We start from the raw sequence: 14,804 nt of genomic DNA on the forward strand, positions 1-14,804 counted from the left end.
CTAGACAACTTGCTCACCCCCAGTTACTTCCAGAAACACATCTTCTAACGTTTTCACAGAGGATTGAATACCGTATACGCGGACGCCCTTTTCCACGAGAACAGCTGTTACCTCTGGAATAAGCTCATGTTCTATTTTAATCGTCAACTTACGCTCCGATTTTTCCATCTCACAATCAGGGAAATTTGCTTTAACAGCGTGAACCGCGTGTTCTACTGGATCGACTTCAAATGAAACCATAACGGCGTGATCATTTTGAACAAAGTCATTCACTCGCTGCACATCGACCATTTTTCCGGCCTGAATAATGCCAATTCGATCACACATGAGTTCGATTTCGGATAATAAATGACTAGAAACAACTACAGCAACATTTTCTTCTCTTGCAAGCGTTCGTAAATATTGTCTGATTTCTCGAATACCCGCGGGGTCTAGTCCGTTTGTTGGCTCGTCTAGAATGAGTAGCTTAGGTCGGTGTAGCAGTGCCTGGGCAAGTCCAAGACGCTGTCGCATTCCAAGTGAATATCCCTTCACTTTTTCATTGATACGACCTTGGAGTCCAACCAATTGAATGACTTCTTGAATGCGTTCTTTTGAAACACCTTTGACCATTCGAGCATAATGGACAAGGTTTTGGTACCCAGTCAAAAATTTGTACATTTCAGGATTTTCAACAATCGCTCCTACTTTTACAATCGCATTCTCGTAATCTGTTTTAATACTGCTTCCATCAATGAGAACTTCGCCTTCCGTCATTCTCATTAGACCAACCATCATCCGAATTGTTGTTGTTTTTCCTGCTCCATTCGGCCCCAGAAAACCAAACACTTCACCTGGGTATACATCAAATGAAAGTTGATCAATGATTGTTTTCTTTCCAATTACTTTTGTTAAATCTCGAATCTGAACAACTGGTTTTACAGCCATTTTACCCCTCCTCTTGATACAACTTTTTCAACCACTCTACTATTCTCATACGATCTCGCTCGCGAATGGTTTCAACATCTTCGAGCGCGAGAACCTTACCATTTCGAATCGCAATAACCGTTTCAAGTAATGGTTCGATTTCCGTTACTTCATGTGTCGTGATGATTACCGTTTGTTTTTCTAAGTCGATAAAAGAAAGTAAACTTTTCACAATTGAATCTCGCACCATCGGATCAAGACCTGATAACGGCTCATCCATCAGAATAATAGGTACATCTCTCGCAAGGGTAAGTGCAATCTTCAATCTCCCACGATTTCCTTTAGATAAATGCTTCACCTTTTGATCCTGATCCACTTCCATAAATTTAACAATATCGTGGGCCTTTTCAAGATTAAAATCGCTAAATTGACTTGCAAAAAAGCGGATTGTCTCTTTCACTGTGAAGAATGAATAGTAAGCGTCTAACTCTGATAAATAAGCAACTTTATTTGCCGAACGCCTCGAAACTTGTTCTTCGTTAAGCATTACTTTGCCTTCACTAGGCACTACAAGACCTGCGATTATCTTCATGAAAGTAGATTTCCCACTACCATTGGAGCCAACAAGGCCAATGATTTTCCCTTCAGGAATTCTTACGTTCACATCTGATAGAGCTTGTTTTCTAAGATAACGTTTAGATACGTTCTCGAATGTAATCATGATTGATTCTCCTTTTCGTTCGTAACGTAAGTTCGAATACCTTCAATCATATCTTCTCGAGAAAATCCCATTTGCTTCATTTCATCAATGAAATTCTGGATGTGGTTAATCTTGAGCTGTTCTCGAAGTTCGGTCAGTCTTTCTTTTTGCTCCGTTACAAACGTCCCCTGCCCTCGTTTCGTCTCCACAATCTCCATCCTCTCCAGTTCATTGTAAGTTCTCGACACTGTATTTGGATTTACGCCTGATTGAATGGCCATATCCCTTACAGAAGGAAGCTTTTCACCAGTTTTTCGTTCCCCTTTAATAATCTCCCAGCTAATGCGGTCCACTAGCTGCAGGTAAATCGGCTTTGAGGGATTAAATTCTTCTCCCATCCCTTACACCTCCACTTTTCGATCAAGTACCCAGCATGTCATTATGAAAACAAGGATGATAGTAATGAGATCAAATAATACATTCCCAATTGCAAACGGAAATGTTGAAACGGTTAATTCAAATGCCTGCTGACTAACCTCCATATTTAACGGTGACGGTAGCTCCACATACCCCCACTCGATCATCACTTCATAAAGACGAGTCCCACTCAACCATGAACCAAACCAACTGATAAAACCAACAATTAAGAGAATAAGAAGAAGTGCCCACTTGCCGATATACGTTTTCAGAACTTGATACAAAGTCCAATAGAAGATTAGCCAAACCCCCATATAGACTGATCCTGTAATAATAACGGTGAGAAAATAAAATCCGAACAGCCACACATTATCAATTGGAAGTTGAATGAGGCTAGGTTCAAGGTTATAAGCTAGAAGAGATAAACTACTGACAATACCAATAGATAGCAGTAATGCTAATAACCCATTTAGCAATTTAGCTCCGAGTAAACGAGCTCCTGATTGTGGATTGTGTAGCCAGAGGTGTAAGTTCCTTCCTTCAGTGTTCAGACTAATTAATAAATAGAGTGGCAAAAAGAAGACGTGCATCGCCGTTAGTACGGCTCCAATAATAGCTGTTAAATAAGGGATTTCCCATCTTGCAGAGGCAAGAAAAAATCCAATCATTACTAGTAAATCAAACGCTGTAACGCCTAATAGAAGGGCTCTTGAAACACGAAATTCCTTTCGTAATAACCCACTCCAATTCTTCATGATATAGTTCCCCCTCAATGTGTTGGTGTATTAGTTACATAGTACACCAGTACTTTGGAATGGTCAATATTTTTATTTTCAATTTCACAAAAAAATGATCCATTTGAATATTGATTTCGTTAGCTATATAAGAGTATAGTCAATAAAAAATGCTAAGATATAACTTAAGTAAAAGAGGTGAAGAACGTGAAAAAAGTCTTATTGCTCGTAGTTGGTGCGATTATTTGGCTCGTACTCGCAGGGTACAATAACTACGCTGAACCCGTAACGAATACAGCCGTTGAAAAAGAACAAACGAATGCTGCGTTAGAGGTAGAAGAGATAGAGAAACCAGATGTGCTATCAGACGAATTTCTTCTTCTTGATGATCAGAAGAAGAAATTCGAAGAAGCCAAAGAATCCCAAAACGTTCAAGAGGGAATGGAGCCTGTACAAGTAGAGATTCCTGCAATCGATGTTAAAGCTCCCGTTGAAAATGTCGGTATATTAGAAAATGGACAAATGGGTGTTCCCGAGGACATCAACAAAGTTGGTTGGTTTGAACCTGGCTTTAAACCAGGAACAAAAGGAAATGCTGTCTTAGCTGGGCACGTAGATAGTAAAACAGGACCGGCTATTTTCTTTTATCTTGAGAAGCTTTCAAAAGGTGACGAAATTATTTTGACTGATAAAGAGGGGGAAAAAATGACATTCGTTGTCACTGGTAAAGAACGATATCCTTACAACGACTCTCCTATCGAAAAAATATTCGGAACAACTGATTCACGCACGTTGAATCTTATTACGTGTGTTGGAACATTTAATCGCTCAAAAGGAACACATGAGGAGAGACTTGTTGTTTCTACAGAGTTAAAGGAAGATCCGAGTAAAGAGAAAAAAGAAGTAGATCCTAACGAAGTTCCAGATGCTCCAACAAACCTTAGCGTTAGTGGGAATTTCTTATCATGGCATGCTGTTCGCGACGAAAATGTTGTAGGATACCGCATTTACAAAGCTGACGCATACGGTGTTTATAAGCAAATTGAGAGCATTTCTAACCTTGAACGTAAGAGCTTCTCAGATCCCGACGCTTCAACCTCCTCATACTATGTAACTTCTGTAAATATATTTGGTAACGAATCAGCTCCATCTAAAAAAATGACTCCTGAGAAATAACAAAAGCGCGGCTGGATTTTTTCCAGCTGCGCTTTTGTTTCATTAAATGAAGAAAATGTCTCTATACATCAAATGATTAACTCGCTTTTTTCATTTGAGATTCTACAAGATAACGATTAAAATAATCATCTGTTTCGCTTCGTATGACTTTATAAAGTAATAATAACGCAATTAAGTTTGGAATCATCATCAAAGCATTTGCCATATCCGCAAAAGCCCAAACAGTAGTCAGGTTCGCAACTGTACCAACAAAGCATGCCAATACATATACTGCTCCATAATAAATGGTTACTTTCGTACCAACTAGGTATTCAAAGCATTTATAACCATATACGTACCAACCAATAATGGTTGAGAACCCAAAGAAAATAACGGAGAAAGTTACAATATACTCTCCGATCAGACCGAGACTTGAACCAAATGCAGCCGTAGTCAAAGCACCTGCTTCTAGATTCGGATCATGCACGACTCCCGACAGGTCTCCTCCCGTTGGGTCCCAAAATCCAGAGATAAGGAGCACAAGGGCTGTCATTGTACAAACAATGATCGTTACGATAAACGTACCAGTCATGGCTACGAGAGCCTGTTTCACTGGATGATCGGCTTTCGCATTACCAGCAATAAGGGCAGCCGTACCAAGTCCTGCTTCGTTCGAGAAAATCCCTTTGGAAACTCCTGATTTTACAGCTTCCATTACAATAACACCTGAAAATCCTCCTACCGCCGATATAGGTGAAAAGGCATATGTAAAAATCAGCTTCATAGCTGGGATAACAGCATCTATGTTAATGACGATAATAATGAGTGCACCAACTACGTAGAGAACCGCCATAATCGGAACAAAGAAACCTGCAACAGAACTAATTCGCTTTACGCCACCGAAGATGATGAGCGAAGTAAGTGCAGCAAGGATAATCCCAGTTACCCATCCATCAATTTGGAAGCTTTCATCAACAACACTTGCGATTGTATTTGATTGTACGCTATTTCCGATTCCGAGTGAGGCAATCGCTCCAAATAAAGCGAACGAGATAGCGAGCCACTTCCATTTTGACCCTAGTCCCTTTTCGACATAATACATCGGCCCTCCGGCATACTCTCCGTTATCATTTTTCACACGATATTTCATCGCAAGCAAAGCTTCTCCATACTTCGTTGCCATTCCAACAAGACCTACAATCCACATCCAGAAAATCGCACCTGGACCCCCAATTGTAATCGCTGTAGCAACTCCTGCAATATTACCATTTCCTATCGTGGCAGCTAATGCTGTCATCAGAGCTTTATAGTTACTAACGTCACCTTCAGCACTGCTATCCTCTTCTTTTTCTTTTGAGAATGCTAATTTGAAAGCATATCCCAGCTTTCGAAACTGCAGTCCTTTCAGAATAAATGTGAGAAAGACACCTGTCCCAAATAATAAAATTAGGCTTGGTGCTCCCCAAAGAACTCCATTAATTTTCTCTAGCCAATCTAAGATGTTCATTCTCTCTCTACTCCTTTGTGTTAACGCTTTCATGCACTGACCTTTACCACATTATCATTTGTAAGCTTGAAGCGCAATTCCCACCTTTAAATTTGGGGAAATAGTCACTATTCAATTTTTACTATAGCCCATTAAGAAATTCAATTAGTAACTTTCTCCAACGTAAAAGAGAGACTTAACATAAGTTAAGTCTCTCTAGATAACTGCTCTTACAATTCACCGATGGCATCACTTATCGATTGATCGCCATTTAAAACTTCAAATGTTCGGTTAAACGTATGCTTGTTCTCCAAGACTTCAGTAAGAACAGCAGCCACATCTTCACGTGGTATTTCACCAGATTTATCTTCAAGTGTTTCGGCTGCTCTAATTTGTCCTGTTCCAGGCTCATTTGAAAGACTACCTGGACGAAGAATAGTATAAGTTAAGTTTGTTGCTTTCAAGTGCTCATCGGCACGTTTCTTCGCATGTAAATAAGGCTTCATATTATCTGGACCTTTTTCAGGATAATCAGATCCAACAGTACTTAGCATGACAAAGCGTTTAATTCCTTGTTGCTTCGCTTCATCAACTGCTTTAATCGCACCTTCCTGGTCAATCATAATGGTTTTATCTGCGCCAGTGTGCGGTCCTGAACCTGCAGCGAAGATAACCGCTTCACATCCGTACAGCGCTTGTGAGAAATCTTTTTCAAGATCGCCAAGCACGGTTTTACCGCCTGCATCTTCAATCGCCTTAACTTGATCTGTATCGCGAATCATACCAACTGGCTCATGACCGCGTTCTGCTAATTTTGTAATTAAATGTGTTCCTACTTGTCCGTTTGCTCCAATAACGAGTACTTTCATGACAATTCGTCCTCCTTTAAAAACCTTAACACTTGTTATATTCCGCAAATTCATCTTTTTAAACCAACGAATGTGCAAAATGCTAAAAGCATACTTCGTTTCGCCCATTTTTCTTCGCTCTGTAAAGAGACTTGTCTGCTCGTTCAACGGATGCCATTAATGGTTTTTCAAGATCGAGTTCAGCTAATCCAATTGAAACAGAAACATCCTTTATTTCGTCTCCCATCTCGGTCATAAATCGCTGCTTACTTAAATTGTGCTGCAAATCCTTCATGCGATCATATGCCTCATCTTTCGTTGATGCTTCAAGCATGACAATAAACTCTTCTCCTCCGTATCGTGCAACGAGCCAATTATCGCTTTGATCTGAAAGGAACATGGCAAATTCAGCCAAAACGCGATCCCCGTTAAGATGACCATATTTATCATTAATTTGCTTAAAAAAATCAAGATCAAGCATGGCTACCATTTTTATCAAATGAGTCTCCTGAGCTTTCGCTTTCTTTAGAAAACTTCTCAGATTAAGTAATCCGGTCAGAGAGTCGTGTTCAGCATAAAAGCGAAGTTGCTGACTCATCTCAAGATTATTAGTGCTCATTTGAATAAAGAAATACATAATTAGGGCAGATAGCTGAAAGGAGATAAACCGTATTAAATAAGAATAGAGCGTGATGTCTTCTGAAATGATATAGCCAACGATCGCATCTGAAATAAACCAGATGCCAACAAAATAAAAAAACAGCTTCAAATATGTGAGGTTTCGAAAAAGCTTCTGTCGTACTAGCATTGTTACAACTGTTGGGATTAACAAGGTGAAAAAGATCTCTAAGTAAATAAAGTCACCTGGAAAAGCGAATCGAGCTAGTGTAATGATTATGAGCACGGGAATGCCATATTGATACCCATGGTACAGAATTAGTATTACCATAGGAATGGTTCGTAAATCATATAGATACCCGTCTAACGATACCGGCAACATATAAAGGAAAATAATACCGATTGCCACAATGAATATGTGCGCGACAGCGACAACCTGACTCGGCCACCGCTTCTGAAAGGCAAGATAGTATACGCTTTGGATGCATAGGTGCATAAATAATAAGATGGAAAAGTTCGCTAATAAAGATTGCATCTGCCGTGTCACTTCCATAATGGTTATTTTTTAATCATTCTTACTTATAGATTTTACACCTATCTTAGCATTTTTTGGAAAATAATAGAACGTTATTATCCTATGTATTATGAATAAAACCAAGTATCCCTCTTTCTAGAGAAATACTTGGTTTTATTATAAGCAGTCAAATTATGACCACTTCACTTATTTAGTATAATTTTTGGAGAGCTTCTTTATCAAATGGTAATAAATCATCTGCGCGGCCATCACGTACTTTGCTTACCCATTCAGGGTCCATTAATAATGAGCGACCAATTGCTACAAGATCAAACTCTTCACGATCAAGCTTTTCAATCAAACCATCAAGACTTGTCGTATTTGCTCCAGCAAAGCTTGTAAATTCTCCATCTAGTCCGACTGAGCCTACTGAAATAACCGGCTTACCAGTTAGTTTCTTCGTCCAACCAGCTAGATTCAATTCGGAACCTTCAAATTCAGGCTCCCAGAAACGACGTGTTGAGCAGTGGAAGATATCTACTCCAGCTTCAACGAGCGGCGTTAGGAACTGTTCTAATTCCTCAGATGTAGTCGCAAGCTTCGCTTTAAAATCGTTCATTTTCCATTGAGAAAAACGGAAAATAATCGGGAAGTCTGGCCCCACTTTACGACGGCAGGCTTTGATGATTTCTACAGCAAATTGAGTTCTCCCTACAAGATCGCCACCATAACGGTCAGTCCGTTTATTTGTCTGCTCATAGAAAAATTGGTCGATCAAATAACCATGTGCTCCGTGAAGTTCAATCGCATCAAATCCAAGTCGCTTCGCATCTGCTGCTGCATCTGCATACGCTTCAACTAGCTGTTCCACTTCTTCTGTTGTCAAAGGCTCGTTTACCTTCTCACCAGATAGTGCTAGACCTGAAGGACCAACTGGTTGTGCTTCTTCGTTTGGCAGTTCCCCCATTTTTCGGGTCATCCCAACATGCCAAAGCTGAGGTGCAATTTTACCGCCAGCTTCATGGACTTCTTTCACAACATTTTCCCAGCCTGCTAGTGCTTCTTCACCGTGAAAGACAGGAATGCTCGCACCTGAAACCGATGAAGGATGGTTAATCCCAGTTCCTTCTGTCACTATTAGCCCCACGCCATTTTCTGCTCTACGGCGATAATAACCAGCTACATCTTCACCTGGTACGTTTCCTGGTGAAAAGCCTCGAGTCATTGGCGCCATAACTGTGCGATTTTCTAAAGATAATTTTTCACTATTGAACGTTCTAAATAACGCTTCAGTTGTTTTCGTTGTATGTGTCAATTTATTTCCTCCTCTAACCTGTTTGCATTCATTATTATTTCAAAATCATTCTCCAAAAGAAAGAAATCTGTTTATGTAATGTGCTGGTGATCCGATGATTCCTTTAGAAAGCTATTAATTCCGCGATACTTAGGATATTTCCGCGAAAAGTCGATTTTTTCCGCGATAACTGAAATATATCCGCGATTTTGCGATTATTTCCGCGATCTGCCAATTCACGAAAAAAATCATAGGCGAAGCGCCTATGATTTCCTCTCTCTACTACTTATTCTCATATTTAGCTGAAAGAAAGCCTAAAGCTGACCCTAATATGGCTCCACCTAGGACCTCAACAGGTTGATGTCCAAGAAGCTCTTTCAACTCTTTTTCCCTTTCCACAAATTCCATGCTAGGGTAATCTCCAGAGATCGTCGCTAGATTATCCTCTAGATCGTTTACTAGAGCAGCAATTTCTCCTGTATGACGCCTAACCCCCTGGGCATCGTACATAACAATCACACCGAAAATAGTGGCGAGAGCCGTTTCTGTATGACGAGATCCTTTATTTGAAGCAATGTAAGAAGTAAGGGCTGCAACACCAGCTGAATGCGAACTAGGCATTCCACCCGTTGTCGCAACTTGCTTCACATCCCATTCTCCCTTTAGCACCTTATGAGTTAGGATCTTCAAACCCTGAGCAATCGCAATTGAGGAAACTGCTGTTAAAATTCCTCTGTTCATTTTTTGCATCTCTCTCATCCTCCACTTTGCCATCTTTTCTGCCTGAGCAGAATGTTCTATTAGATGCATTACCCTTTAGGAAGGAATTTTACGCAGAGAAATTGTTTTTTAGGAAATCTACCACTCTTACATTCAAATTTCTTTCATGCAATCAAAGAAATCTTTAGTAGCTGATACAATCGATTCTCGATTTCATCTATGCTGATCAACAAGAATGGGATTGCCATCAGGGTCTTCTATTGTAAAACTCGTTGGCCCTTCACTTGATTCATCCGCTTCAGAAAGAATATTCACTCCGTTTTCTTTTAGCTGCTTTTGAAGTGTTCGAATATCTGTAAACACTTCAAGATTTTCAGCGTTCTCATCCCAACCTGGATTAAACGTTAGAATATTTTTGTCAAACATCCCTTGAAACAGGCCAATGACGGTACTGCCATTCTTCATAATGAGCCAATTTTGAGAAATATCTCCTCCAAACGATTGAAAACCTAATTTTTCGTAAAAATGCTTTGAGGCTTGGATATCCTTTACACTTAAACTTAAAGAAAAAGCTCCGAAATTCATATTCATACCTCCTCATTATAGTTGCTATAAACGATTCTTCTCTATTCCCTCCTTTACTACCTTCTTTTAATTGGATTAAGATAACGTTACTTATAGTGTGGTTCCAAACTAGAATTTTTTCTTTGCTTTTCAATACTCTTCATAATCAATTTTCACACCATCAATATGCTTGCGATTCATCAATTTCTTTTTCTTTCTGTTCTCAACAGTTTCAAATAGGATATCAAAATCATAATTCTCCGGATAAAGCTCGCTAGCAGGCAAGAGTAACTTTACACGCTTCGTATGAATCGTTTCTTTTTGGCCATTTATCATTACAATCAAATCCCCAAAATCGTCCATTGGTTTATAAACGATTCCTTTCTCTTTCAACGAAGGGATCGCTACACTATCTCCAATCGAATAATTCTCAAAAATCTTCTCGACCTCCACTTTTTTCTGGCTTCGCGGTTTCTCTACTTTTTTACTTTTTAGCTGCTGCTCATAGTGCCAGTTATCTTTTTGGTTGAACCCTTCTCGATAGGATTGCTTTTCTTGGTACGTGATTTCATGAGCTCGCTCAATAATATTCGGATGCATACCAAGACGTAATGCGATGGCAAATGCCTGACTTTCCCCTGGAACACCCATCCGTAGTTTAAACGTTGGACGCAATGTCTTTGGATCGAACTCCATTGATCCATTCTCAAAATCTGGATGAGCTGAAGCGAAATTTTTCATTTCACTATAGTGTGTTGTGGATAGAATAGTTGACCCCAGACGATTCAATTGTTCTAAAATGGAAACGGCAATACCCATCCCCTCACCGGGATCTGTACCCGAACCAAGTTCATCCAGAATAACAAGAGAATCCGGCGCTGCTGCTTGTAAAATAGAAATAATGTTCGATATTCGAGAAGAGAAAGTACTCAACGATTGTTCAATGCTCTGTCCGTCTCCAATATCAACTAATATTGATCCAAACATCCCAAAAACAGAAGACTCATCAGCAGGTATGTGTAAACCACATTGCACCATCATTGAAAGAAGCCCGACTGTTTTAATTGATACGGTTTTTCCACCAGTATTGGGACCGGTTATCACAAGTCCTTTATATGCTTTCCCTAACTCAAGGGAAAGCGGTACAGCCTCATGAGAGAGTAAGGGATGACGACCATTTTGTAACTCAAGTATTGGCTCGCTTGATAGCTTTACTTGATTGCCATCAATCGCTACACTATATTTCGCCTTTGCAAAAATATAATCGTAGTGTGTCATTGTTTCAATGTTGATTGAGATCTCTTGCGCATATCGCTCCACTTCTCCAGTTAATCTGCTTAGAATTCGCTGTTCCTCCAAGTATTCATCTGCCTTTACTTCATTTAATTCCATTTGAACTTTACGAACTTCTTCAGGTTCAATATATACAGTCGAACCGCTTGAAGATTGGTCATGAACGGTTCCTTTTATTTGTTTCCGATATTCTTTCTTCACAGCGACAACATAGTGGCCATTTCGATCGCTGATGATCGTATCCTGAAGTGCCTTCCTTTTCGAAGATGAACGCAGAAGATGATTCAGTTTTTCTTTCACTCGTTCTTCATAAACGTTTATTTTCTTTCTAATTCTCCCAAGCTCCTTACTCGCTGCATCATCAATCTCACCATTTCTGATCGCTCGTTTCAATTCTTCTTCAAGATCTGTAATCTCATAAAGAGAATAGATATAAGTTGAAATTGTAGGCGCCAGCCATTCTTTCCCCGTCATAAACTGTTTCAGTTTCCGGCCGCTTTCGATTAAATCAAGCACAGTTATCAGCTGATCTGGCCGTAAAGGAACACCTTTGTTTAATTGTTTCATCACCTGGATAATGCCATGAAGACCATGAAGAGGGACGCTTGAACTTTTCTTAATAATTTCTTTCGCCTCTGTCGTTTCATTTAATCGATTTTGCACAACCTCTTTATCATGCAACGGTCTCATTTTCTGGATCTCACTTTTTGCTTCTTCTGAAAGGGCATAGTGAGCTACTTCGCTTCGAATTTTATCAAATTCAAGTGTTACCATAGTTTGTTCGTTCAATGTTCTTCCTCCTCGATTCGTATATGTTCGCGCATCTTAAGAAAAACTTCCATTCAATTAACATTCATGTCACTTCCTTTCCAACAAAAAAAGAGCTACGAATGAACACAGGTTCATTCGTAGCTCTTCTATAAAAGGGTAGACGACACCCATTTCCCATGCTAAAAAGCATACAAAAAGCTGCGCACAGAGCGCAGCTGGAATGGTTGTTGTCATTCTTGAGCTTTTCTGTGTTCTTAACTAAATTGACAGAAGGCATATTTAAATAAGCATAGAATATATGCTGCTTTAAAAGCCAATCTATCTATAAAATTACGTTAGTTAAGAATCACCGATAACATAAAATTTGCCCCTTTTACTTTTCAGGTTATATTTATTATAAATGGGAATCGTTGTACTTTCAAGTTGCTCTTTAGAAAGCGTGGGAAGTCGTTCCGCCATCAACAACAATATTTTGTCCGGTCGTATAGCTCGCATACGGTGATGCAAGAGATAAAAAGGTTGGAATCAATTCATCTAACCGACCAACTCGATGCATGGGATTACTTCCTTTGATTTTATTTAAAAGAATAGTATTCTCTAATGCTTTTTCATTAAACGGCGTTTTAATAAAGCCAGGACTTATCGCATTAACAGTGATCCCGAGTGGGGAGAGCTCCTGTGATAACTGTTTTGTTAATTGCACTACAGCCGCTTTACTTGGACCATACGGGGTGGAAAAAGGGAGTCCAACTTCACTTGCCATCGATGCAATGTTAATAACCCTAGATCCTTCGCCTTCTTTTAAATCAGGGAGAACTGCTCTAGTCATCATATAAACTGATTTCACATTCGTTTCCATCACATCGTCCCATTCATCCGGTTCAAGATCTTCAATTGTCTTTCGAACAGTTTTCCCAGCATTATTAACGAGAATGTTATTTGTCCCTATGCTTTCATGAATGTCACTTATGATTTGCTGAATACTTCCCTCATTCGTGACATCTCCTACAAATGCAACGACTGATCTATTTGTTTCCTTACTTATTTCTTTTGCTGCATCTTCAAGAACTTCTTTTGTTCTACCAACAATGGCCACAGTAGCTCCCGCTTCGGATAGAGCACGTGCAATTGTTTTACCAATGCCTCTGCCTCCACCTGTAACGACGGCCACTTTATTTGTGAAATCAAAATACTTCATCTAGCATCCTCCTCTACTTTATCTACCATACAAAATATTCTTATTTCCATCCATTAGAGTGCTTCAAAGATGATGTAAAAACCTTATTTGTATCATTATTCGACAGCATCCTAAAAAAATTATTTTGTATTTGAAAGGTAATTGTGGTAATTTGTTAGAATATTTAGTATTAAGATACATAAAGGAGGAGTTCTTATTGGAAGCAGCATTAAATAACATTAGTGGATTTGTATGGGGGTGGCCTCTGCTCGTCCTACTTGTGGGAACGGGTATTTACCTCACTATTCGCCTTGGGTTTCTCCAGTTTACCATGCTTCCATATGCGTTGAAGCAAGCCTTCACGAAGAAACAAGATAAAAACGCAGAAGGGGATATCTCTCACTTCCAGGCTTTGATGACGGCACTTGCCGCTACGATCGGAACAGGAAACATTGCCGGTGTCGCAACGGCTGTTTTTGTTGGTGGACCTGGTGCCGTTCTCTGGATGTGGATCAGTGCTCTCTTTGGAATGGCAACGAAATATGCTGAGGCAATCCTTGCTGTTAAGTACCGTTCGGTGAATTCGAATGGTGAAATGTCCGGTGGGCCGATGTACTACCTTGATAAAGGACTTAATATGAAGTGGCTTGGGATGATTTTTGCCTTTTTTGGTGCTTTCGCAGCTTTTGGAATCGGAAATATGGTACAGTCCAACTCAGTAGCAGATGCTGTCGCTACTTTCGGGATCGCTCCGTGGATTACTGGACTTGTCCTAATGTTCTTTACTGGAATGGTTATTCTCGGTGGAATTAAAAGCATCGGTAAAGTGACGGCTTACTTTGTTCCAGTTATGGCCTTATTTTATGTTATTGGTGGATTAGTCGTGATCTTTATGAATCTTAGTCTTGTTCCTGCTGCTGTTTCCCTTATCTTCTCAGACGCTTTTACAGGTGAAGCTGCTGCTGGTGGTGCCATTGGTGCCGTAATCCGTTATGGTGTAGCACGTGGGGTATTTTCGAATGAAGCTGGACTTGGCTCTGCGCCAATTGCGGCGGCGGCTGCTAAAACCGATTACCCAGGACGTCAGGCACTTGTCTCTATGACACAGGTGTTCATTGATACGATTGTTGTCTGTTCCATCACTGGAATCGCGCTCGTTATGGGTGATCTCTATGGTGGAGATTTGAACGGAGCAGCCTTAACGACAGCGACGTTCGAGAAATTCCTGGGTGTTCCTGGAGCGCTCATCGTTACAATTGGACTTATTTTATTTGCTTATTCAACTGTTCTCGGATGGTCCTACTATGGCGAAAAATGCTTCTCTTATCTTTTTGGAGACGCGTCGATTAAATATTATCGTTTCGTTTTCGTATTGGCCGTTTTTGTCGGAACAACGTTAAAACTAAACGTTGTTTGGCTTCTTGCTGATATTTTCAATGGCTTAATGGCACTACCAAACTTGATTGGACTTCTCGGTCTTTCAGGAGTTGTTGTCGCTGAGACAAAACGCTTCCTTGAAAAAGTGAAGGAAGAAAAAAGAGAAGCGCATTCAACGGGTGTATCTAATTAATACTTAAAAAAGGTGTCGGGAGATCCCGACACCTTTT

At 39.9% G+C, this 14,804-nt stretch carries 14 protein-coding genes; 2 read left to right on the forward strand and 12 right to left on the reverse strand.

Features of this window, described 5'->3' with window-relative positions; translation table 11 throughout:
• The 4 genes from AC0VYV_RS18225 to AC0VYV_RS18240 are packed head-to-tail and all read right to left on the reverse strand — an operon-like array spanning position 1 to position 2,778.
• Entirely contained in the window at positions 1–927 is a 927-nt protein-coding gene (locus AC0VYV_RS18225) for an ABC transporter ATP-binding protein (RefSeq protein ID WP_194218864.1), read from the reverse strand.
• Position 928: 1 nt separating this feature from the next.
• Positions 929–1,627, reverse strand: coding sequence for an ABC transporter ATP-binding protein (locus AC0VYV_RS18230; protein WP_430244800.1), 699 nt, complete (start codon positions 1,625–1,627; stop codon positions 929–931).
• The gene (locus AC0VYV_RS18235) at positions 1,624–2,004 is read right to left on the reverse strand and encodes a GntR family transcriptional regulator (protein ID WP_226615176.1); all 381 of its coding nucleotides are present in this window, start codon (positions 2,002–2,004) and stop codon (positions 1,624–1,626) included. The genes AC0VYV_RS18230 and AC0VYV_RS18235 overlap by 4 nt, the downstream gene beginning before the upstream one ends.
• A gap of 3 nt (positions 2,005–2,007) precedes the next feature.
• Positions 2,008–2,778 (reverse strand): hypothetical protein, encoded by a 771-nt coding sequence (locus tag AC0VYV_RS18240; RefSeq protein ID WP_475374077.1) that lies wholly within the window; start codon positions 2,776–2,778, stop codon positions 2,008–2,010.
• A gap of 186 nt (positions 2,779–2,964) precedes the next feature.
• Here AC0VYV_RS18240 and AC0VYV_RS18245 point away from each other — a divergent pair, with 186 nt between their 5' ends.
• Positions 2,965–3,933 carry a class F sortase gene (locus tag AC0VYV_RS18245; protein ID WP_475374078.1) on the forward strand — a complete coding sequence of 323 codons (969 nt, stop codon included), beginning with the start codon at positions 2,965–2,967 and terminating at the stop codon, positions 3,931–3,933.
• A 76-nt stretch (positions 3,934–4,009) separates the two neighbouring features.
• Here the strand turns inward: AC0VYV_RS18245 and AC0VYV_RS18250 are convergent, their stop codons facing one another.
• From AC0VYV_RS18250 to AC0VYV_RS18285, 8 genes are all read right to left on the reverse strand, one after another.
• Entirely contained in the window at positions 4,010–5,419 is a 1,410-nt protein-coding gene (locus tag AC0VYV_RS18250; RefSeq protein ID WP_226615179.1) for an alanine/glycine:cation symporter family protein, read from the reverse strand.
• A gap of 209 nt (positions 5,420–5,628) precedes the next feature.
• Positions 5,629–6,267 (reverse strand): SDR family oxidoreductase, encoded by a 639-nt coding sequence (locus AC0VYV_RS18255; RefSeq protein ID WP_475374079.1) that lies wholly within the window; start codon positions 6,265–6,267, stop codon positions 5,629–5,631.
• Positions 6,268–6,349: 82 nt separating this feature from the next.
• A complete protein-coding gene (locus AC0VYV_RS18260) occupies positions 6,350–7,399 on the reverse strand; it encodes a GGDEF domain-containing protein (RefSeq protein WP_475365806.1) in 1,050 nt (349 codons plus the stop codon).
• A 190-nt stretch (positions 7,400–7,589) separates the two neighbouring features.
• Positions 7,590–8,693 (reverse strand): NADH:flavin oxidoreductase, encoded by a 1,104-nt coding sequence (locus AC0VYV_RS18265; RefSeq protein WP_475365807.1) that lies wholly within the window; start codon positions 8,691–8,693, stop codon positions 7,590–7,592.
• A 261-nt stretch (positions 8,694–8,954) separates the two neighbouring features.
• Positions 8,955–9,422, reverse strand: a complete 468-nt coding sequence (locus AC0VYV_RS18270) for a divergent PAP2 family protein (protein WP_475365808.1) — start codon at positions 9,420–9,422, stop codon at positions 8,955–8,957.
• Positions 9,423–9,605: 183 nt separating this feature from the next.
• Positions 9,606–9,977: a VOC family protein gene (locus AC0VYV_RS18275; protein WP_475365809.1), complete on the reverse strand. Its 372-nt coding sequence runs from the start codon at positions 9,975–9,977 to the stop codon at positions 9,606–9,608.
• 129 nt (positions 9,978–10,106) lie between these two features.
• Positions 10,107–12,038 (reverse strand): endonuclease MutS2, encoded by a 1,932-nt coding sequence (locus AC0VYV_RS18280; protein WP_475374080.1) that lies wholly within the window; start codon positions 12,036–12,038, stop codon positions 10,107–10,109.
• Positions 12,039–12,450: 412 nt separating this feature from the next.
• Positions 12,451–13,218 (reverse strand): SDR family NAD(P)-dependent oxidoreductase, encoded by a 768-nt coding sequence (locus tag AC0VYV_RS18285; RefSeq protein ID WP_475374081.1) that lies wholly within the window; start codon positions 13,216–13,218, stop codon positions 12,451–12,453.
• 196 nt (positions 13,219–13,414) lie between these two features.
• Between AC0VYV_RS18285 and AC0VYV_RS18290 the strand changes: the two genes are divergently transcribed.
• The gene (locus tag AC0VYV_RS18290; RefSeq protein ID WP_404683253.1) at positions 13,415–14,767 is read left to right on the forward strand and encodes an alanine/glycine:cation symporter family protein; all 1,353 of its coding nucleotides are present in this window, start codon (positions 13,415–13,417) and stop codon (positions 14,765–14,767) included.
• Positions 14,768–14,804: the final 37 nt, after the last annotated feature.

This window comes from Anaerobacillus sp. QJM3NY_17, from assembly GCF_056173665.1.

Coding starts and splice junctions, on each gene's coding strand:
- AC0VYV_RS18225 (WP_194218864.1), bottom strand. CDS start 927: ATGGCTGTAAAACCAGTTGTTCAGATTCGAGATTTAACAAAAGTAATT.
- AC0VYV_RS18230 (WP_430244800.1), bottom strand. CDS start 1,627: ATGATTACATTCGAGAACGTATCTAAACGTTATCTTAGAAAACAAGCT.
- AC0VYV_RS18235 (WP_226615176.1), bottom strand. CDS start 2,004: ATGGGAGAAGAATTTAATCCCTCAAAGCCGATTTACCTGCAGCTAGTG.
- AC0VYV_RS18240 (WP_475374077.1), bottom strand. CDS start 2,778: ATGAAGAATTGGAGTGGGTTATTACGAAAGGAATTTCGTGTTTCAAGA.
- AC0VYV_RS18250 (WP_226615179.1), bottom strand. CDS start 5,419: ATGAACATCTTAGATTGGCTAGAGAAAATTAATGGAGTTCTTTGGGGA.
- AC0VYV_RS18255 (WP_475374079.1), bottom strand. CDS start 6,267: ATGAAAGTACTCGTTATTGGAGCAAACGGACAAGTAGGAACACATTTA.
- AC0VYV_RS18260 (WP_475365806.1), bottom strand. CDS start 7,399: ATGCAATCTTTATTAGCGAACTTTTCCATCTTATTATTTATGCACCTA.
- AC0VYV_RS18270 (WP_475365808.1), bottom strand. CDS start 9,422: ATGCAAAAAATGAACAGAGGAATTTTAACAGCAGTTTCCTCAATTGCG.
- AC0VYV_RS18275 (WP_475365809.1), bottom strand. CDS start 9,977: ATGAATTTCGGAGCTTTTTCTTTAAGTTTAAGTGTAAAGGATATCCAA.
- AC0VYV_RS18285 (WP_475374081.1), bottom strand. CDS start 13,218: ATGAAGTATTTTGATTTCACAAATAAAGTGGCCGTCGTTACAGGTGGA.